Here is a 17,939-nt window from a genome sequence, read left to right as displayed (position 1 = left end):
ACCATAGTAAACACCAAGGCCCCCGACGAAGAGAACAGTGTATGGCAGACGACCTTCGGTTGACGATGGAACGCGTCGGGGACCGATTCAATCTCGGGGAGTACGAGATAGACGCCTATCTCGCGGTCCTCGAACACGGCGAACTCACCGCATCGGAGATCGCGGACCGAACCGACATCCCGCAACCGAGAGTGTACGACACCGTCCGGAGTCTCTCGGACCGGGGACTGGTCGAACTCCGCGAGTCCAGACCGATGAAGATAGTCGCCGTCAACCCCGAAGACGCGTTCGGCAACATCCAGACGTCGCTCGGCGAACTCATAAACGAACTCGAAGCGCGGTACACCGCGCCCGCCCGCGACACCGAGGCCGTCTCGTTGGTGAAGTCGCGGTCGACCATCCTCCGCTACATCGAGGAGATAATCGACAACGCGGAGTACGAACTCGTGCTCTCGGTGACGCCGGACCTCCTCCGTCGCTTCCGCGACGACCTCGCGGAGGCCATCGACGGCGGCGTCAGCGTCGACCTCCTCGTGACGCCCGCGGCGCGCGCGCCGTCGCCCGAGGAGTTCGACTACCTCGAAGTCGCGACTCGCGCCCGCGCCCGACGCGGTATCACGACGCCCGTTCTCGCCGTCGCGGACGGCGAATACTCCGTCTACGCGACGCAGGACGCCCTCCGCGACGACCGGGACCGCTACGGCGTCATCTTCAACCGCTCTGCGCTCGGCTTCCTCGTCTCGGGCTTCTTCGGGACCGTCCTCTGGACGACGGCCGAGACGCTCGCGACCGACGGGAAGCGCCGCCCGTTCCCGCGCCGGTACGCTTCCGTCCGCCGCGCCGTGAAGGACGTCCGCGAACTCGACGGCCCGTTCTACGCCTCCGTCGCGGGCAGAGACATCGAGACGGGCGACCCCGTCGTCGTCGAGGGGCGCGTCCACCGGACGGAGTTCGAAGAGTCGGAGGAAGTCGCCTCGCTGGAAGTCGAGACGGAGGAGGGCGTCGTCTCCGTGGGCGGACTCGTCGCCGCACTCGAAGACGTCGAAGCCCAAGAGATTCTCCTCGGACGCGACTCGGTGCCGGACCGAGACAGTATCGTCTGACCGCGGCCTACCGTTCGGGTCCCGCTTCCTCTTCGGTCGCCTCGACGTCCGCGTCGTCGAACTGGTAGACGACGGCCCCGCACGAGTCACACGCTAACACCTCGTCCGTCGGCGAGGCGTAGACGCTCCCCGGCCCGCCGCAACACCCCGCCGACGCCGTCGTCTCGACGACGTCGCCGCCGCAGTCCGGGCACGTCTCGACGAACATCCGAAGCGGCGTCGTCGCGTGCGCGCGGAACCGTTCCGGCACGTCGGCGTCAGCGAGTGCGCGAACCGCCGCCGCGTCGGCGATACCGTGGGTTCGCGAGAGCCATACGGCGCGCGTCGGCCCCTCGATGCTCAGTCCGCCGTAGGCGTGTTCGCCGTCCGCCTCGAACGGTGCAACCTCGGCGACGACGGCGGCGAGTTCGTCGTCTCCGCGTTCGCGGAGCGTCGCCATCTCGCGGTCCCAGGACGCGCGGAACTCCGCGGAGAGTTCGAGTGCGCCGTCGGGTGCCGCTTCGAGAACGCCCGCGTCGAACAGCACTCCGAGGAGTTCCTCGCCGTCTACGTCCTCGTCGTCGGTCAGGTCGTCCGAGCGACGGGTCTGGTCTCCGTCTCCGGCGTGCGGGAACAGCGACGACAGACCGAGTTCCGCGACGAGGCGCGGCGCGAACTCGGGCGTCCCCGGCACGACGTACCCGCGGAGGTAGATGAGTGCGGTTCCGACGCCGAGGACTGCGACGCCGACGGGAGTGAGGAAACCGAAGACGCCCGCGAGGGCGACGACGACGAACGCGTTCACGACCGTACACGGCCAGCACCGTCTGTCGCCCGTGTACTCGGGCCGACGGACTGCGTCAACTATCGACATAGCAGACTGTGGATGGGCCGAACGCTTCAGCCTTTCCCGACGGGACGACGAGAGAACGGTCGGTCGCGACGGAAAGCGGCCAGAGAACGGAGAGTCGCGGCGGTCAGTCGTCGCTCGGAGTCACTTCGGGAATCGTACTCGTTCCGTCGAGTCGCACCGCCCGCCCCGTCTCCGAGGACCGGTAGATGGCGTCGATGACGCGTTGGACTTCGAGACCCTGTTCGGGCGTGTTCACGCCGGGCGCTTCGCCGAGTTCGACGGCCTCCAGGAATATCTCCTGTTCGGATTTGTGGGTGTCGTTCGACTGCGTCTCGACGTCGCTCTCGGTGAGGTGGTTCCGTCCACCCACGCCCGACTCGTAGAGGGTCAGGTCGTGGCTGCCCCGGTCGAACAGTGCGCCGGCGTCCGTCCCGCGGAGGAAGAACTCGTCGTTCGTCGGCCGGTTCGTCGCCCACGCGACTTCGAGCGAGATGGTCTTGCCGCCCTCACACCGGATGAACGCCGACGCGGAGTCGTCCACGTCGAACCCCTCGGGGCCGACGTCTTCGCCCCACATCTCGACGAACGCGTAGTCGTCGCGGTTCCCGAACTGCGAGCGAGTGACCGCAGACACCTCCTCTATCTCCGGGAAGTCCAAGAAGAAAAGCGAGAGGTCGATGGCGTGGACCCCGATGTCGATGACGGACCCGCCGCCCGCGATGTTCTCGGACGTGAACCACGACCCCCGGCCGGGGATGCCGCGTCGGCGCATGTAGTTGGCTTCGACGTGTTGGAGGTCGCCGAACCGGCCCTCAGATTGGTAGTGTTTTATCACTTCCACCGGGCTTCCGAACCGGTTGTTGAACCCGACCATACAGAACCCGTCGGCGTCGTCCGCGGCGGCGACGATGTTCTCCGCGGATTCGAGCGAATGCGCGAGCGGTTTCTCTAAGAGGACGTCCAGACCGGCCTCTAGGGCCGCGACTGCGTACTCTTCGTGGAATCTGTTCGGCGTGGTGATGATGACGGCGTCGACGTCTGCGAACAACTGTCCCTTCTCTTCGTAGGCGTTGACGTCGTACTTGTCGGCGAACCGGCGGCGGGCGTCGGATTGGATGTCGAGCCCCCCGACGAGATTGGCCCCGAGTTCGAACAATCTGTCGGCGTGGTAATGCCCGATATTGCCGAGGCCGATAATACCGACGCGTACCGAGGTCTCGGAATTCATGATGCAATCATTTACTACTCGTATTGTTAAGTGACTCGTTCCATTCTGGGGTTATCGGTCGAGGCTGAACGAACTCAGTAGAGCTGTTTTTCGCGCTCTTCTCGTTCCTCCTCTCGCTCCTTTTCTTCTTTGAGACGGCGGCGGCCGCGGATATACTGTTTGGTCTTCGGGACGATGGTGTTCTTCAGGTCGAGTGCGAACGACACGATGCCGTACGCCCAAAAGAAGAACAGAACCGTCATCCCACCGAGGTAGAGCCAACCGAGTTCGTTGACCATACGTACCGAACGGGTTGGTGGCACTTATCGTGCCGGGTCCCTCTGGCGTCAGTCGTCTCCTTCCGCGGGCGTCTCGTCCGCACTCGTGGCGGGCATCTTCGAGGTGATGCCGTGGACGATGGCCTCACCGGAGTTCGTATCGAAGAGGTGGACGCGAGAGCGGTCGAGAACGACGTCTACGTCCTCGTCCTCTTCGATATCCGAGTCGGGGTCGACGCTCATCAGCAGTTGGCCAGCGAACGCGTCGCCTGCCATGTCGTCTAGGTCCGTCCCCGCCTCCTCGTCTAAGAGGAGGTAGACGAATATCTCGTCGCCCATCGGTTCGAGCACGTCGGTTTTCGCGTCTATCACCCGCGTCGGCGTCGAGATTTCGGAGTCCCGCGTCAGGTAGACGTCCTCGGGGCGGATTCCGAGAGTCACCTCGTCGCCCACCGAGAGGCCGTGGTCCGCGGGGTCGAACTCGACTTCGACGTTCTCGCCGTGGAAGCCGTTCTCTCTGACTTCCCCGTCTACGAAGTTCATCGCCGGAGAGCCGATAAAGCCCGCGACGAACAGGTTCTTCGGTTCGTTGTAGCAGGTCAACGGCGGGTCTATCTGCTGGAGTTCACCCGAGTCGATGACCGCGATGCGGTCGGACATCGTCATCGCCTCCGCTTGGTCGTGAGTGACGTAGATGATGGTCGTGTCCAGTTCCTTGTGGAGTCGCTGGAGTTCCGTCCGCATGTGGACGCGGAGTTTCGCGTCGAGGTTCGCGAGGGGTTCGTCCATCAGGAACACTTCGGGGTTGCGGACGATGGCGCGTGCGATGGCGACGCGTTGTCGCTGTCCGCCCGACATCTCGTCGGGCATCCGGTCGAGCATCCCCTCCAACTGGACGATGTCGGAAGCGCGTTCGACCCGTCGGTCTATCTCCTCTTTCTCGAAGTCGCGGAGGCGCAGACCGAACGAGATGTTGTCGTAGACGTCCATGTGCGGGAACAGCGCGATGTTCTGGAACACCATCGCGATGCCGCGGTCTTTCGGCGGCAGGTTCGTCACGTCGTGACCGGCGATGAACACCTTCCCCTCCGTGGGTTTGGTGAGGCCGGCTATCATCTCCATGGTCGTGGACTTCCCACACCCGGAGGGTCCGACGAGGCAGACGAACTCGTTGTCCCTGATTTCGACGTTCATGTCGTCGACGGCCGTTACGTCGGCGTAGCGTTTCGTTACGTGTTCGAGTTTGACTTCTCCCATTGTATTACTCCTTGAGTGCTCCGGCGGTTAGTCCGCTGACGATCTTTTCCTGTGCGATGATGACGAGGATGGCGACCGGGAGGACCCCGACGATGCTCGCCGCCGCCATCAGGTTGTAGGGCGTGTCGAACTGCCCTTGGTACTTCAGGATGCCCGCGACGATTGGCGCCCACGAGTTCGCCTCCCCGTTGTTCATGAGGAACGAGAAGAAGAACTCGTTGTACACGCTAATAAACGTGAGGACGCCCGCGGTGGCGACCCCCGGCGCGGAGAGGGGGATGATGACCCGGAACAGCGCTCCGAGTCGCGTCGTCCCCTCGACCCGCGCCGCGTCCTCTAACCCGTCGGGAATCTGCCCGTAGAAGGTCGTGAGGATGAAGATGGAAAGCGGCATGAACAGCGCGCTAAACGGGAGCACCATCGGTGCCGGCGTGTTGAACAGGTCCGGACTGGAGATGGTGAGCGGTCCCAGCGAGACGGCGAGGTTGCCGGTGAAAAGCTCGAACAGCGGCAGGAAGAACGCCGCCGGCGGGAAGTACGATATCGCCAGGATGGCGAGCATCAGCACGGACTTCCCGGGGAATCGGAGGCGTCCGAAGACGTACCCCGCGAGGCTGGCCAACAGCAACACGATGACCGTCGTGGCGATGCCGAGCACGAAGCTGTTGAACATGAACAGGTGGAACGGCACCCGCTCGAACATCAGAACGAACACCTCGGGGTTGAACCCCTTCGGGACCAGCCCCATGTTCGAGATGAGGTTGTTCGGCGTCAGCGCGAGCACCAACAGCCAGTAGAACGGGAACAGCGTGGTCACCAAGAAGAAGAACGTGGCGACGTAGAACATCGCTCTGTACGCCCGTTTCGGGTTCTTGATGACTTTGCCGACCCACCGTTCGAGCGGACCCCTGGAGATGTCCGCGTCCTGCGCCGTCCCAACGTTCGTTCCGCCGTCAGTTTGTTTCTTTCCGGGCATGGTCAGAACCCTCCTTCAGCGTCCGCGAACTTGACGATGTAGACGGAGACGACGATGCCGATGAGCGCCGCCGTGACGAACGCCACCGTCGCGGACGTGGCGTACAATGAGTTGTTGAACGTCGACACCACGAGACACGACAGCGAGGGCACGGTCGTACACCCCGCCATCGTCTCGATGATACCGTACACCCGCATCGCCGCGATGGTGCGGAACAGCATCGCGACCAGCACCGTCGGCAGGATGAGCGGGAAGGTGATCATCTTGAACTGCTGCCACTTCGTCGCGCCCGACACCTTCGCGACGTCGTACAGAGACCGGTCGATGCTCTGCAGACCCGCGAGGATGAGAAGCGCCATGAACGCCGTCGTCTTCCAGACGTCGGCGATGATGATGAGAAACAGCGAGTCGGCGGTGTTTCTCAGCGGCGTGAAGCTGATGCTCAGCGGCCCGAGCTGGTTCATTATCGACGGATTTCCGGGCGTTCCGACGAGGAACCCGATGTTCGGCTGGAACATCAGGAAGAAGATCATCCCCTGGATGACGATGGGGACGGCCCACGGGATGATGATGGCCACGCGCACCCACCGCCGACCGCGGAAGTCCTGGTCGAGGATGAGCGCCTGACCGAAGCCGATGATTGTCTCGAACAGCACGCTGAAGACGGTGAATATGAGCGTCACCATCAGCGCGCTGTTGAACCAGTTCGTCACGAACGGGAACTGCGACGAGAACGTCGGGAGGAAACTCGACGGGAGCGACGCGTCGCGTGCACCCGTGAAGAGAGCCACGTAGTTTTGGAAGCCGACGAACTCCCCGAGTCGTTCGACGCCCGTCAGCTGATTTGCGAACAGCGAGTAGCTGAACGTCTGAATCAGCGGATAGACGGCGATGACTGTCATGAGGAGTAGCGCCGGAGCCAAAAGGAAGTACGCGAACGCGCTCTCCGATAGAGACTCCATCCATCGGATGAACGCCACGTACGGGCCACTCCGGGTGCTCTCCCGCAGTGTCTCGCCTGACTCCTGTTCAGTTGCCATGACAAATAATAACGTAGTCGAGGTAACTTATGTCTATGCGCTTAGTTTAAGTGCTCTGTTCTATCTCTTCGAGCGAAGACTTGAGGTCCGACATCGCCTGCTCGGGAGCTTTCTCCCCGGCGTACGCGGCGTTGACCTCCTTTGCGATCTGACTGGACTGCTGGGGCCAGACGACGGTCACGGGGCGCGGCACCGCGTTCTCGCCGGCCACCTTCAACTGCGGCAGGTAGCGGCCGATGACGTCGACTTCCTGTGCCTGGTCGGCCTCGAGGAGTTCCGGGCGCGGCGGAATCCAACCCATGATGCCGAAGATGTCGAGTTGGAACTGTTCTGTCATCATCGCCTTCATCACTTCCACGGCCGCCCGCTTGTGCTGTTGCGACGAGTTCGGGTTCAGCGCCATGTGCCATCCGCCGAGGGCGGCGACCGGACCGCCGGTGCCCTCGTACTCGGCTTCGCTCTCCTCGACGCCGTACGGGATGGGCATGACGCCCAAGTCCTCGCCGTACACGTCCTCTGCGCCGGCCGCGATGATCGAGTACGGCCAGTTCCGGTGCATGATGGCGTCGCCGTTCATGAACGGCTTTCGCGACGGTTCTTCGGTCCACTGGAGGACCGCCTCGGGGGCGATGTTGCCCGTGATTCCGTCGAGGGCGTGTTCGTCGTCCTCGCCGTTGATGAGCGTTCGGACCATCTTGATGGAGTCGATGACCGGTTGCTCGTCGACGGTGATGGGTCGGTCGCCGATGGGGCCGAAGAGGTTGTCGTGAGAGCCGAAGTACGCCCCGCCGTAGGAGGTCATGAACTCGTTGAAGTCACAACAGGAGAGACCCTCGTAGGTGTTGGCTTGGAACGTGTATCCGTACTGGGCGTCGTTTGCGTCCAGCGCCTCCTTCGTGATTTTCGAGAACTCCTCCCACGACATCGACTCGGTCGCCCACGTCTCGAAGTCGGAGTCGCCGTAGCCCGCCTCTCGGAGCAGGTCCTTTCGGTACTGCATCGTCGGGAAGTCGGGGAACAGCGGAATCCCGAACAGGTCGCCCGAGTCCGGGCTCTGTGCCGTCTGGACGGACGCTTGGAAGTAGTTGTCTTCGACGGTCGAAACCATCTCGTCGGGCAGCGACTGCGAGAGGTTCTGCAGTTGGTCGCGGGCGATGAACGGAATCATCCACCCGCTGTCCATCATCATCAGCGTCGGCTCCTCGCGGCCGCCCGAGAGCCACTGCTGGTACTGGTTCTGCCGGTTGTTCGTCACCTGCGAACCGGCGATAATCTCGACCGAGATGTTGTCCGGAAGACCGGCGTCGTGAAGCGCCTTCTTCGTGGCCTCCGCGTTGTCTGCGGCGCGCGAGTCCGCGGCCCACTGGACGGTGATGTCCTCGGTGGGTGCGCCCGTCTCGATGGGCGTATCTGTCTCTTGGTTACCGCCCCCGTCGCCGCCTCCGCCGGTACTCACACAGCCAGCGAGACCGACTGCAACTCCGGATGCACCTGCCGCCTTCACGAAGCGTCGCCGCGAGACGCGGCTTCGCCTTTCCTGCGATGAATCAGTATCAACCATTACAGTCTGTCTTCTTCGAATCAAGATTATTTATAGTTTTGGTCACGCTTACTACTATTGTTGTGGTAAACTGGATACTACCGGTGTTGTGGTCGATCTGTCAGCTCGCTCTATACCGCGTTTTTTGCGGTTTTTGACCGTTCTATCTGCAGTTGTCTCGTTCGACGAACGTCCCGCCCGGACTGCTACGCGTTCGAGTCAGATAATTCTTTCTCGTCACAATGTATGTAAGAATGTTTATCAGAATTAGTCATTATGTTTTGTCCGGGCGCGGAATCGCGCTCTCTGACGGGCCGCCCGCGAGTGGGGGACGAAATCCGAGACGCAATTGCTTTATCCGCCCCTTCGGAATCACCGAGAGACATGGAGGCGCGCACACGCGAGTATCTGGAGGGGCGTTTCGGCGACTACTACCGGAGCGTCGACGCTTCGTTGCCTCCCGCGCCCGAACGCCGCGAGTGGGGGTACATCCCGTGGAGTGCGGGCGGGACGACCATGATTCGCCACCAGTCGCTTCTGGACGTGGGCGACTTGGGTGACTTCCTCCACCGGACGGCACCTCGACACGTCTACTTCTCGTCTGCGCGGTTCGACGACCCCGGCGCGGGAACGATGGAGGAGAAAGGCTGGCGCGACGCCGACCTCGTCTTCGACCTGGACGCCGACCACCTGCCGGGCGTCGACCCCGAGGAGACGTCCTACGCCGACATGCTCGCGGCGTGCAAAGACGCGCTCGTTCGCCTGCTCGACTTTCTCGACGACGACTTCGCGTTCGAGGAGACGCAGGTCGTCTTCTCCGGCGGGCGGGGGTACCACGTGCACGTCCGGGACGAGAGCGTCCGCCACCTCGACAGCGAGGCCCGCCGCGAAATCGTCGATTACGTCCGCGCGATAGATTTAGACGTGGACGGGCTAATCGAAACCGCGTCGGTTCGCGGGACGACTCGCCGCGTCCTCCGGCGCCGCGGCGGATGGGGCGCACGCGTCCACGACAGACTGCTCGAACTCGCCGCCACCCTCAGAGAGATGGACGAGGCGTCGGCGCTCGAACGACTACAGGAACTGCAGGGCATCGGCGAGGGCCGAGCGAAGACCATCTACGGGCAACTCCGGCACAACTTCGACGCCATCCGCGAGGGCAACGTCGAGGCGGGCGGTCCGGGGACGCGCATCCTCGTGGACGCCCTCGCGGCCGAGGCGATGCGAGAGGAGACGGCCCCGATCGACGAACCGGTCACGACGGACACGAAGCGCCTCATCCGACTGCCCGAGAGCCTCCACGGCGGGTCCGGACTCTGCGTTCGGTCTCTCGACCGCGACGACGTCGATTCGTTCGAACCGCTCGTGGACGCGATTCCCGACCGGTTCCGCGGGCGCGACATCAAAATCGAAGTGACGGACCCCGGGCCGACGGAGTTCGGTGGCGATAGCTTTACACTCAGCGGCGGACCACAGTCCGTCGAAGAGTGCCTCGGGGTGTTTCTGATGACCCGCGGCAGAGCCGAGAAGGTGAGAGAATGAACCTAGACGAGTTACGGAGCGTCCGACGGACCGAACGGCAGAAGGACAGCCTCCAGCATCTTCGGGACTCGTTCTACGAGGACGTCGCCGACTACATCGCAGAGCGGAAAGCCGAACGGAAACGCGCGGCGGACGACGCCGAAGACCCCTTCTCGGACCCCGACGTGGGGCGACTCACGGACGAGATAGAGACGGCAGAAGAGGTCGTCGAGGCGATATACGAGCGTCGAGTCGGGAAAGTCGTCAAACTCGCCTCGTTCGCCGCCGCCGACATGAGCACGGACACGAACGGTCTCACGGCCGAGGAGCGAGCGCTGTTCGACGACATGGTGCGTCGCATCAAAGAGAACCGGCGGACGGTCCTCGAAGTGCTCGGCGGCAAGCGGAAAGTGTCCGAACACGAGACGACGCAACCGACGCCGACGCACGACCAGACGAACGAAACCGACGGTGCGGCCGTCGTCCGCGACGCGGCACCGACTCCGGAGTCGGACGCGCCGACGGCCGACGACGCCGACGCCGCGGGCGAGGACGGTTCGGGCCCTCCGACCGCATCCGACGCCGAGTCGGGCGACGCCGACGGCGGCGTCCTCGCGGACGCGATGGGCGGCGATTCGGCGGACGAGGCGGACCCAGACTCCTCGACCGAGGAGATACCGGACCGACCGGCGGAGGGCGAGGCGGCCGCGGTGACGGGGGCCGACGACTCGCCCGACGAACCCGGAGACGCGGCGGAACCCGCCGCACCCGCCCCGACGGACGGGACGGACCGGGTGACGCTCCGAATCACGAGCGACGTGGGCCAGATTTTCGGCGTCGACGAACGGGAGTACGACCTCGCGACGGAGGACGTGGTGACCCTGCCGACGACGAACGCCGAACCCCTCGTCGAACGCGGGGCGGCCGAACGACTCGACTGACCGTCCGGAACCGGCGAGATTTTCACGCGCGGTGCCGACCGTCGAGGCATGCTCAGCGTCGGCGACGAGGCACCCGATTTCGAACTGCACGATCAAGACGGCGAGACGGTTTCGCTGTCGGACTACCGCGGCGACTACGTCGTGGTCTACTTTTACCCTCGGGCGGACACGCCCGGATGTACGACCGAAGCCTGCGGGTTCCGCGACGAGTGGAGCGAGTTCGAAGACCGCGACGTGGCCGTCGTCGGCATCAGCGACGACCCCGTCTCGGACCTCGCGGAGTTCGAAGACGACTACGACCTTCCGTTTCCCCTCCTCTCGGACGAGGACGGCGCAGTCGCGTCGGCGTACGATTCCTACGGCGAGAAGAACATGTTCGGAAACACCTTCGACGGCGTCTTCCGTAACACGTACGTCGTCGGCCCCGAGGGTCGTATCGTCCTCGCGTACGAGGCCGTCTCACCCGACGGCCACGCCGACGAGATTCTCTCGGACGTCGACGACCTGACGGCGTGAGACCGGTCGCGCCTTCGGAGCGGTCGCGAAGTGAAAACTGACTGTGACACACCACGTTTCCGGTGAAATAAACTTGCAACTAGTTGTCCGTGTCCGGACGGGAGAAGACGTACCTCTACGTAGTCGACGTGAGTGATAAAAACCCATCGTGTCCGCGTCGGCGGCGGGACGATACGAGAGCGAGACCGGTGGTGACGAGCGACGAGGCGGCGACGAGAAACCGGAGAGAAAAGCGGCGAGAACGGCGAGAACCGCGTCGGCCGCTTACTGGAACGTGCGGCTGACTTCGGCTTCCTTGCCCTTTTTGACCTCGCTGGTCTGGAACCGCTCTTCTATCTCGTCGTAGCGTTCGCGCACCTCTTGGGTGACGCTCGGGCCGACTTCGTCGAGAGCGTCCTCGAAGTGGTCCATCGTGACGCGGACGTTGTCGAGGGAGTCGCCGACTTCCTCGGGCGAGACGCTGTGGATGAACTCGCGACTCGCGGCCATCGACGCCTCGCGGCAGAGCGCTTCGATGTCCGCGCCGACGTAGCCGTCGGTGCGTTCTGCGAGTTCGTCCAAGTCCACGTCGTCCGCCAGCGGTTTACGCTCGGTGTGCACGGCGAAGATGGCGCGGCGCGCGTCCTCGTCGGGCACGGGCACGTGGATGTGCCTGTCGAGACGACCCGGTCGGAGGAGGGCCGAGTCGATGAGGTCCGGGCGGTTCGACGTCGCGATGACGACCACGTCTTCGAGGGCTTCGAGGCCGTCGAGTTCGGTCAGCAGTTGCGAGACGACGCGTTCGGAGACGCCCGAGTCGCCGGTGTTGCTGCCGCGTTCGGTCGCGATGGAGTCTATCTCGTCGAAGAACACCACCGTGGGGGCGTTCTCCCGAGCCTTCGAGAACACCTCGCGGACGCCCTTCTCGGACTCCCCGACGAACTTGTTGAGGAGTTCGGGGCCCTTGATCGAGATGAAGTTTGACTCGGCCTCGTTGGCGACGGCCTTCGCGAGGAGCGTCTTCCCGGTCCCCGGCGGGCCGTAGAGCATGACGCCCTTCGCGGACTGCATGTCCATGGCCTCGAACACTTCGGGGTACTCGAGGGGCCACTGGATGGTCTCGCGGAGACGCTCTTTCGTGTCTTCGAGTCCGCCGACGTTCTCCCACGTGACGTCGGGAACCTCGACGAACACCTCGCGGAGCGCGGAGGGTTCGATACCCTTCATCGCCTCCTTGAAGTCTCCGGGGCGGACTTCGAGCGATTCGAGCACTTCGGCGTCTATCTCTTCGGCCTCCAAGTCGAGTTGCGGGCGGATGCGGCGAAGCGCGGTCATCGCCGCCTCCTTCGCCAGCGATTCGAGGTCCGCGCCGACGAACCCGTGCGTGTTGTCGGCGTACGCGTCGATGTCCACGTCGTCGGTCAGCGGCATGTTCCGCGTGTGGACCTGGAGAATCTCCTTGCGGCCCTCGCGGTCCGGGACGCCGATTTCGATTTCGCGGTCGAACCGCCCGCCGCGGCGGAGAGCGGGGTCGATGGCGTCGACGCGGTTGGTCGCCCCGATGACGACCACTTCGCCGCGTTCGTCGAGTCCGTCCATCAGAGAGAGCAGTTGCGCGACGACGCGGCGTTCGACGTCGCCGCCGGCCTCACCGCGCTTGGGCGCGATGGAGTCTATCTCGTCGATGAAGACGATGGCTGGCGCGCTCTCTTCTGCCTCCTCGAATATCTCGCGGAGCTGCTCTTCGGACTCCCCGTAGTACTTCGACATTATCTCGGGGCCCGAGATGGTGTGGAACGAGGCGTCTATCTCGTTTGCGACGGCCTTCGCGATGAGGGTCTTGCCCGTCCCCGGCGGCCCGTGGAGGAGCACGCCCTGCGGCGGTTGGATGCCGAGGCGCTTGAACAGTTCCGGGTGGCGCATCGGGAGTTCGATCATCTCCCGGACCTGTTCGAGTTCCCTGTCGAGGCCGCCGATGTCCTCGTACGCGACGGACGGGCCTTCGCCGGTGCCGCCGCCGCCCGTCTGCTGTATCTCCTCTGCGGGTTTCTGGCTTATCTGGACCTCGGTCGAGTCCGTGATGACGACCGTCCCCTGCGGTTGAGTGGAGGCGACGCGGACGGGGACCGTCTGGTTCGAGGAGGCCATAAAGCCGAACCCGAGCGGAAGCTGGAGGCTCTGGCCCTTCGTGACGGGCTGACCCGAGAGCTTGTCTCGGATGTACGTCCCGACGTTACCGCCGATACGGAGGTTCTGCGGGAGCGCGATGGAGACCCGCTGTGCGGGCTTTACGTCGGCTTTCTCCACCTCGACGCGGTCGTCTATGCCAGCGCCCGCCTGCTGGCGGAGTCGTCCGTCGATGCGGATGACGCCGGTTCCCCGGTCTTCGGGGTAGCCGGGCCAGACGCGAGCGATAGCGGTATCGTCGTCGTTCTCGATGCGGATGTAGTCGCCGCCTTCGAGACCGAGCGATTCGGCCGCCTCGCGGTCGATGGCCGCGAGTCCGCGGCCAGCGTCCTTCTGCTTTAGGGGTTTGACGATGAGTTTCATTTTTGAACGGTGATCGTGAGTACGCCGTTTTTCGTCTCGGCCGATGCGTCCTCTCCGGGGAGTTCGAGTTCCGTTTCGGTAATTCTATCGCCCGTTTCGGCGACCACGATGGCCGTCGTGCCCACGATGTCCACGTCCAGGCTCTCGTCGTCGAGACCGGTGTCTGCGGCGATTACCCAACTGTCGTCGTACTCGTAGCGGCGGATGAAGCGCTCGTTTCCGCCGGCGAACTGTTGCGTATCCATGTTGGTTCCTAACCACAAGTTAGGTGCTTAAGTATTTAAATCTGTCGCCCACAAATCGGCCGACGGCGTCGGGATGAGTAATCGCGAGTTGAATTGCGGTTCACAGTCGATGGTCGGCGCGGACCGGAGTTGGGTTTATACGCCGACGGAGAGACGGTTCAGTATGGAATCGGTCACACACCACGGGCGAGAGACTGCCTATCGGACGGCGAACCGCGGTGGCGAAGGGCCGACGGTCCTGTTGGTCCACGGAAGCGGTGGTACGAGCGACGTCTGGAAGTCGCAACTCAGAATCGCGGACGACTACCCCGTCGTCGCAGTCGACCTGAGCGGCCACGGCGAGAGCGACGACGCGAACGCCGACGCCGGGTACGAAGCGCTCTCGGCGTACGTCGACGACGTCCTCGCCGTGGCCGAGGAGACGGACGCCACCGTCTTCGTCGGCAACTCTCTGGGCGGCGCAGTCGCTCTCAGCGCCGTCCTCCAACGCGAGGTATCGCTCGACGCCCTCGTCCTCGCGGGCACGGGCGCGAAACTATCTGTTTTGGACGACTTGCTCGCGTGGCTTCGCGACGACTTCGAACGCGCGGTGGAGTTCCTCCACGAACCGGACCGACTGTTCCACGACGCCTCCGAAGCGTACGTCGAACACTCCCGCGAAGCGATGTTCGAGGTGGGTCGGGAGGTCACGGAGCGCGACTTCCTGACGTCCCACGACTTCGACGTGCGCGGGAAACTGGACGACGTCGAGGTTCCGACCCTCGCTCTCGTCGGCGAACACGACCACCTCACGCCCCGGTCGTATCACGAGTACTTCGTCAGAGAGATACCCGACTGCGAACTCGCAGTCGTCGAGGACGCCGCCCACCTCGCGATGCTCGAAGAACCGACGGCGTTCAACGCCGCCCTGACGGACTTTCTCGACCGGCGAGTGAAGTGACTCCCACTCTCCGTCGAGAGGCGAGTCGTGTATCGCGTTCGCCGCCGTCGCCGCCTGCGTCGTCGGGACGGGCGGGTTCGTCGTGGGGACGGCGGCGAGGCGGTTACGGAGCGATGCAGGTAGTCGAGAAGCGGACTGACCGAATGCGTCGGCAAAGCGTCGTCTGACTCACTCACCGCGAACGAGCGAAGCGAGTGAGCGGCCCTTTTTGGTCCAGCTTTTTGCGAGGAGTGGTCGCGCTCTGCGCGACCCGACGAAGTAAAAAGGTGGGTTAGTAGAGGTCTTCGAGTTCGTCTTGGACGTGTTCGTGTTCGTCGGCCGGGAACTCCCCGGACTCGACGGCGTCGCGGTACGCTTCGACGGCCGACGTCATCTCCTCGCGCACGTTTCCGAACTGCCGTGCGAACGGCGGCGACCGGTCGCTGAGTCCGAGAACGTCGTCTACGACGAGCACCTGCCCGTCGCACTCCGCGCCCGCGCCGATACCGATGGTCGGAATCGAGAGCGCTTGGGTCACCTGTTTTGCGAGGTTCGCCGGGACGTGTTCGAGGACGAGAGAGAACGCGCCCGCCTGTTCGTGTTGGCGCGCCAAGTCGAGAATCCCGTGGGCCTCGTCGCGGTTCGTCCCCTGTCGCCCGTAGCCCGTCTCTTTCATCCGTTGGGGCGTCAAGCCGAGGTGCGCCATCACGGGGATGCCGAGTTCCACGAGTCGTTCGGTCAACTCGACGGTGTGGGGGCCCGATTCGAGTTTCACCGCGTCGGCGTTGGCCTCCTTGAGCATCCGCCCGCAGTGTTCGATGCTCGACGCCTCGTCGACGCCGACGGAGAGAAACGGCATGTCCGCGACGACCAGAGCGTCCGTCGTCGCCCGCCCCACGGCCGCCGTCCGCGACGCGACGTCTTCGACGGTCACGGGAAGCGTCGTGTCGTACCCGAGCGCCGTGTTCCCCATGCTGTCGCCCACGAGAACGACGTCGATACCCGCTTCGTCCACGACTGCCGCCGTCGTCGCGTCGTACGCGGTCAACATCGTTATCGGTTCGGTCCCCGCCTTCTCGCGGACGTCACGTACCGTCGTCATACCCAGTCGGTGTGGCGGCACCGCGTTAAATCGCTCGCTGTCCGTCGTTCGGCCGCCGCGCCCGAGACTGCGGACCGTCCGCACGAAGTTTTACTTACGCTGAAAGTGGGGTATATCTATACGATGTCCCCGTCCGGTCGCCCCACTCCATCGCTCCACCAGAACCGCGGCGTCTCGCCCGTCGTCGGCGCGGCGTTGATGCTCGTCGTCGTCGTCCTCCTCGCGGCGACGTTCGCGGTCATGGCGTTCGGGTTCGCCGACGCCCTGCGGGAACCGACGCCGCAAGTCGCCTTCGAGACGGCGTACGTCGCCGACGGGGCGGGAAACGGCGGTAACGGCGCGTACGTCAACGTCTCGCACGTCGCCGGCGACGTCGCCGACGGGTCGACGGTGTACGTGCGCGACGAGTCGGGGAACGAAATCGCGTGGGAAGACGTCTGGATGGGGTCGTCCACCATCTCTCCCGGCGGATACGTCCACATCGACGGCCACGGAACCGACGGCGTCCTTGACCCCATCTGCGAGGCCGGACAGACGTACTACGTCGTCGTCGAGCAGTCCGACGGCGGTTCCGCCGTCCTCCGCGAGGTAACGGTTCCGACGAAGCCGACGGCCACCAGCGGTTGCTGACGGCCCTCGCGGTGCGACGAACCGGCACGCATTAACCCCCGCCGTCCAACAGACGACCGTGCAACCGGTCGAACGGACGAACCCCGAGGGCGTCGATTACGGATGGGTGATGCAGACGACGTTCGTGGTCACCATCCTCGTCGGCGCGCCCATCGTCGCGGTTCTCTCGACGGGCGTGACGCTTTCGACGTGGGAAGCGCGCGTCAGTTTCGCCGTCAGAGTCGGAGCCATCATCTGGTTTCTCACCGCCGTCGCCGTCTTCGCGTACGCGAAGCGAACCGACGCCGGAGACGGCGGCACCGACCCAGATAGCGTCGCCGAGAGCGGGACCGACGGCGACTGACCGGGCGGCGCGGACGGCCCGGACGCCGCGTCCGAACTGCGACTGCTCCGCATTCCCGGAAGGCCTTTGACGCGTCTTGATGAGGTCAACGTATGATAGACGAGACGATAGAGGAAATCCGGGAGATGCAGACGCACAGTTCCTCGGTCGTCGCCATCAAGGCAGCACGGTCGTTGCGGGAACTGCTCGACCGTGACCACGCGACGGTCGAGGACTTCGAACGCGACTTAGAGCGTAACGCGAGCGCACTCCGGCGGGCGAACCCGTCGCACGCGTCGCTGTACAACGCGATGCAGGGCATCCTCCGGAACGTCGTCGGACGCGCCGACACCGTCGCGGAGTCGAAGTCTCTCACCGAGGAGATAATCGAACGCGTCGTCGAGGACGTCGACCACGGGAAATCTCGCGCCGCAGAGAACGCCGTCGAGATGTTCGAAGACGGCGACGTGTTTCTCACCCACGACTACTCTTCGACGGTGTTGGAAGCCGTCGAACTCGCCGCCGCCGAGGGGATGGACCTGACCGCGTACGTCACCGAGGCGCGCCCGCGGTTTCTCGGCCGAAAGACAGCCAGAACGCTCGCCGCCATCGACAGCGTGGAGACGCACCTGCTCGTCGACGGCGCAGTCGGAATGGTGTTAGGAGAGTGCGACCGTGTCGTCATCGGGATGGACTGCATCGTAGACGACACTCTGTACAACCGCGTCGGCACGTTCCCCATCGCCGCGACGGCCGCCAGACTCGACGTTCCCGTCGTCGTCGTCGGCTCCGGCGCGAAGCTAGTCGACGACGGGTTCGCCTTCGAGAACGAACACCGCTCGTCGGCCGAGGTGTCGTTGGAGCCGTTGGAGAACGTCGAAATCGAGAACCCCGCCTACGACGCCACGCCAATGGAACTCGTCGACGAAGTCGTCACCGACTCCGGCGTCGAACCGCAGTAAGGCGAAACTGCCTCGCGGA

Annotated in this window: 18 protein-coding genes; 8 read left to right on the top strand and 10 right to left on the bottom strand. The window is 64.2% G+C overall.

All coding sequences use genetic code 11. The features are described 5' to 3' along the window. The first annotated feature begins 41 nt into the window (after window positions 1–41). A complete protein-coding gene (gene trmB / locus BM167_RS08850) occupies window positions 42–1,103 on the top strand; it encodes an HTH-type sugar sensing transcriptional regulator TrmB (RefSeq protein ID WP_092891615.1) in 1,062 nt (353 codons plus the stop codon). Between the two features lie 7 nt (window positions 1,104–1,110). On the opposite strand, the gene BM167_RS08845 is transcribed toward trmB, so the two are convergent. The 7 genes from BM167_RS08845 to BM167_RS08815 all read right to left on the bottom strand — a co-directional run bounded on the left by BM167_RS08845 (window position 1,111) and on the right by BM167_RS08815 (window position 8,197). Then, complete coding sequence (locus BM167_RS08845) at window positions 1,111–1,956, bottom strand: DUF8054 domain-containing protein (protein WP_092891613.1); 846 nt, start codon at window positions 1,954–1,956, stop codon at window positions 1,111–1,113. A 103-nt stretch (window positions 1,957–2,059) separates the two neighbouring features. Further along, window positions 2,060–3,163: a Gfo/Idh/MocA family protein gene (locus BM167_RS08840; RefSeq protein WP_092891611.1), complete on the bottom strand. Its 1,104-nt coding sequence runs from the start codon at window positions 3,161–3,163 to the stop codon at window positions 2,060–2,062. Between the two features lie 74 nt (window positions 3,164–3,237). Next, a complete protein-coding gene (locus BM167_RS08835) occupies window positions 3,238–3,441 on the bottom strand; it encodes a DUF8005 family protein (protein WP_092891609.1) in 204 nt (67 codons plus the stop codon). Between the two features lie 48 nt (window positions 3,442–3,489). Continuing rightward, window positions 3,490–4,677, bottom strand: coding sequence for an ABC transporter ATP-binding protein (locus BM167_RS08830; RefSeq protein ID WP_092891607.1), 1,188 nt, complete (start codon window positions 4,675–4,677; stop codon window positions 3,490–3,492). A 4-nt stretch (window positions 4,678–4,681) separates the two neighbouring features. Next, window positions 4,682–5,653, bottom strand: a complete 972-nt coding sequence (locus BM167_RS08825; RefSeq protein ID WP_092891605.1) for a carbohydrate ABC transporter permease — start codon at window positions 5,651–5,653, stop codon at window positions 4,682–4,684. Window positions 5,654–5,655: 2 nt separating this feature from the next. Beyond that, complete coding sequence (locus BM167_RS08820; protein ID WP_218153791.1) at window positions 5,656–6,615, bottom strand: carbohydrate ABC transporter permease; 960 nt, start codon at window positions 6,613–6,615, stop codon at window positions 5,656–5,658. Window positions 6,616–6,739: 124 nt separating this feature from the next. Continuing rightward, a complete protein-coding gene (locus BM167_RS08815; protein WP_092891601.1) occupies window positions 6,740–8,197 on the bottom strand; it encodes an extracellular solute-binding protein in 1,458 nt (485 codons plus the stop codon). A gap of 420 nt (window positions 8,198–8,617) precedes the next feature. On the opposite strand from BM167_RS08815, the gene priS reads away from it, so the two are divergent. The 3 genes from priS to bcp are packed head-to-tail and all read left to right on the top strand — an operon-like array spanning window position 8,618 to window position 11,211. Then, window positions 8,618–9,775: a DNA primase small subunit PriS gene (gene priS, locus BM167_RS08810; protein WP_092891599.1), complete on the top strand. Its 1,158-nt coding sequence runs from the start codon at window positions 8,618–8,620 to the stop codon at window positions 9,773–9,775. Continuing rightward, the gene (locus tag BM167_RS08805; RefSeq protein WP_092891597.1) at window positions 9,772–10,695 is read left to right on the top strand and encodes a DNA replication complex subunit Gins51; all 924 of its coding nucleotides are present in this window, start codon (window positions 9,772–9,774) and stop codon (window positions 10,693–10,695) included. The genes priS and BM167_RS08805 overlap by 4 nt, the downstream gene beginning before the upstream one ends. Before the next feature lie 48 nt (window positions 10,696–10,743). Continuing rightward, window positions 10,744–11,211, top strand: coding sequence for a thioredoxin-dependent thiol peroxidase (bcp, locus tag BM167_RS08800; RefSeq protein ID WP_092891595.1), 468 nt, complete (start codon window positions 10,744–10,746; stop codon window positions 11,209–11,211). A gap of 264 nt (window positions 11,212–11,475) precedes the next feature. Here the strand turns inward: bcp and BM167_RS08795 are convergent, their stop codons facing one another. Beyond that, window positions 11,476–13,740 carry a CDC48 family AAA ATPase gene (locus tag BM167_RS08795; protein ID WP_092891593.1) on the bottom strand — a complete coding sequence of 755 codons (2,265 nt, stop codon included), beginning with the start codon at window positions 13,738–13,740 and terminating at the stop codon, window positions 11,476–11,478. Beyond that, complete coding sequence (locus BM167_RS08790) at window positions 13,737–13,985, bottom strand: Hsp20/alpha crystallin family protein (RefSeq protein WP_092891591.1); 249 nt, start codon at window positions 13,983–13,985, stop codon at window positions 13,737–13,739. Before BM167_RS08790 ends, BM167_RS08795 begins: the two co-directional genes overlap by 4 nt. 163 nt (window positions 13,986–14,148) lie before the next feature. Here BM167_RS08790 and BM167_RS08785 point away from each other — a divergent pair, with 163 nt between their 5' ends. Next, entirely contained in the window at window positions 14,149–14,925 is a 777-nt protein-coding gene (locus tag BM167_RS08785; RefSeq protein WP_092891589.1) for an alpha/beta fold hydrolase, read from the top strand. Between the two features lie 271 nt (window positions 14,926–15,196). Here the strand turns inward: BM167_RS08785 and panB are convergent, their stop codons facing one another. After that, on the bottom strand, window positions 15,197–16,006 hold the full coding sequence (gene panB, locus BM167_RS08780) for a 3-methyl-2-oxobutanoate hydroxymethyltransferase (RefSeq protein ID WP_092891587.1): 810 nt from the start codon (window positions 16,004–16,006) through the stop codon (window positions 15,197–15,199). Between the two features lie 123 nt (window positions 16,007–16,129). Between panB and BM167_RS08775 the strand changes: the two genes are divergently transcribed. From BM167_RS08775 to BM167_RS08765, 3 genes are all read left to right on the top strand, one after another. Then, window positions 16,130–16,636, top strand: a complete 507-nt coding sequence (locus BM167_RS08775; protein WP_092891585.1) for a type IV pilin domain-containing protein — start codon at window positions 16,130–16,132, stop codon at window positions 16,634–16,636. A gap of 58 nt (window positions 16,637–16,694) precedes the next feature. Beyond that, entirely contained in the window at window positions 16,695–16,979 is a 285-nt protein-coding gene (locus BM167_RS08770) for a DUF5822 domain-containing protein (RefSeq protein WP_092891583.1), read from the top strand. A 92-nt stretch (window positions 16,980–17,071) separates the two neighbouring features. Next, complete coding sequence (locus tag BM167_RS08765; RefSeq protein ID WP_092891581.1) at window positions 17,072–17,920, top strand: eIF2B alpha/beta/delta subunit family protein; 849 nt, start codon at window positions 17,072–17,074, stop codon at window positions 17,918–17,920. The last annotated feature ends 19 nt before the right edge of the window (window positions 17,921–17,939 follow it).

This window comes from Halopelagius inordinatus, from assembly GCF_900113245.1.
GTDB classification, from domain to species: domain Archaea; phylum Halobacteriota; class Halobacteria; order Halobacteriales; family Haloferacaceae; genus Halopelagius; species Halopelagius inordinatus.
This window is presented reverse-complemented; position numbering and strand designations above follow the sequence as displayed.

Excerpts from the sequence above, each read along its gene's own strand:
- trmB (WP_092891615.1), top strand. The coding sequence starts at position 42 with ATGGCAGACGACCTTCGGTTGACGATGGAACGCGTCGGGGACCGATTC.
- BM167_RS08845 (WP_092891613.1), bottom strand. The coding sequence starts at position 1,956 with ATGTCGATAGTTGACGCAGTCCGTCGGCCCGAGTACACGGGCGACAGA.
- BM167_RS08840 (WP_092891611.1), bottom strand. The coding sequence starts at position 3,163 with ATGAATTCCGAGACCTCGGTACGCGTCGGTATTATCGGCCTCGGCAAT.
- BM167_RS08835 (WP_092891609.1), bottom strand. The coding sequence starts at position 3,441 with ATGGTCAACGAACTCGGTTGGCTCTACCTCGGTGGGATGACGGTTCTG.
- BM167_RS08830 (WP_092891607.1), bottom strand. The coding sequence starts at position 4,677 with ATGGGAGAAGTCAAACTCGAACACGTAACGAAACGCTACGCCGACGTA.
- BM167_RS08825 (WP_092891605.1), bottom strand. The coding sequence starts at position 5,653 with ATGCCCGGAAAGAAACAAACTGACGGCGGAACGAACGTTGGGACGGCG.
- BM167_RS08820 (WP_218153791.1), bottom strand. The coding sequence starts at position 6,615 with ATGGAGTCTCTATCGGAGAGCGCGTTCGCGTACTTCCTTTTGGCTCCG.
- priS (WP_092891599.1), top strand. The coding sequence starts at position 8,618 with ATGGAGGCGCGCACACGCGAGTATCTGGAGGGGCGTTTCGGCGACTAC.
- BM167_RS08805 (WP_092891597.1), top strand. The coding sequence starts at position 9,772 with ATGAACCTAGACGAGTTACGGAGCGTCCGACGGACCGAACGGCAGAAG.
- bcp (WP_092891595.1), top strand. The coding sequence starts at position 10,744 with ATGCTCAGCGTCGGCGACGAGGCACCCGATTTCGAACTGCACGATCAA.
- BM167_RS08795 (WP_092891593.1), bottom strand. The coding sequence starts at position 13,740 with ATGAAACTCATCGTCAAACCCCTAAAGCAGAAGGACGCTGGCCGCGGA.
- BM167_RS08790 (WP_092891591.1), bottom strand. The coding sequence starts at position 13,985 with ATGGATACGCAACAGTTCGCCGGCGGAAACGAGCGCTTCATCCGCCGC.
- BM167_RS08785 (WP_092891589.1), top strand. The coding sequence starts at position 14,149 with ATGGAATCGGTCACACACCACGGGCGAGAGACTGCCTATCGGACGGCG.
- panB (WP_092891587.1), bottom strand. The coding sequence starts at position 16,006 with ATGACGACGGTACGTGACGTCCGCGAGAAGGCGGGGACCGAACCGATA.
- BM167_RS08775 (WP_092891585.1), top strand. The coding sequence starts at position 16,130 with ATGTCCCCGTCCGGTCGCCCCACTCCATCGCTCCACCAGAACCGCGGC.
- BM167_RS08765 (WP_092891581.1), top strand. The coding sequence starts at position 17,072 with ATGATAGACGAGACGATAGAGGAAATCCGGGAGATGCAGACGCACAGT.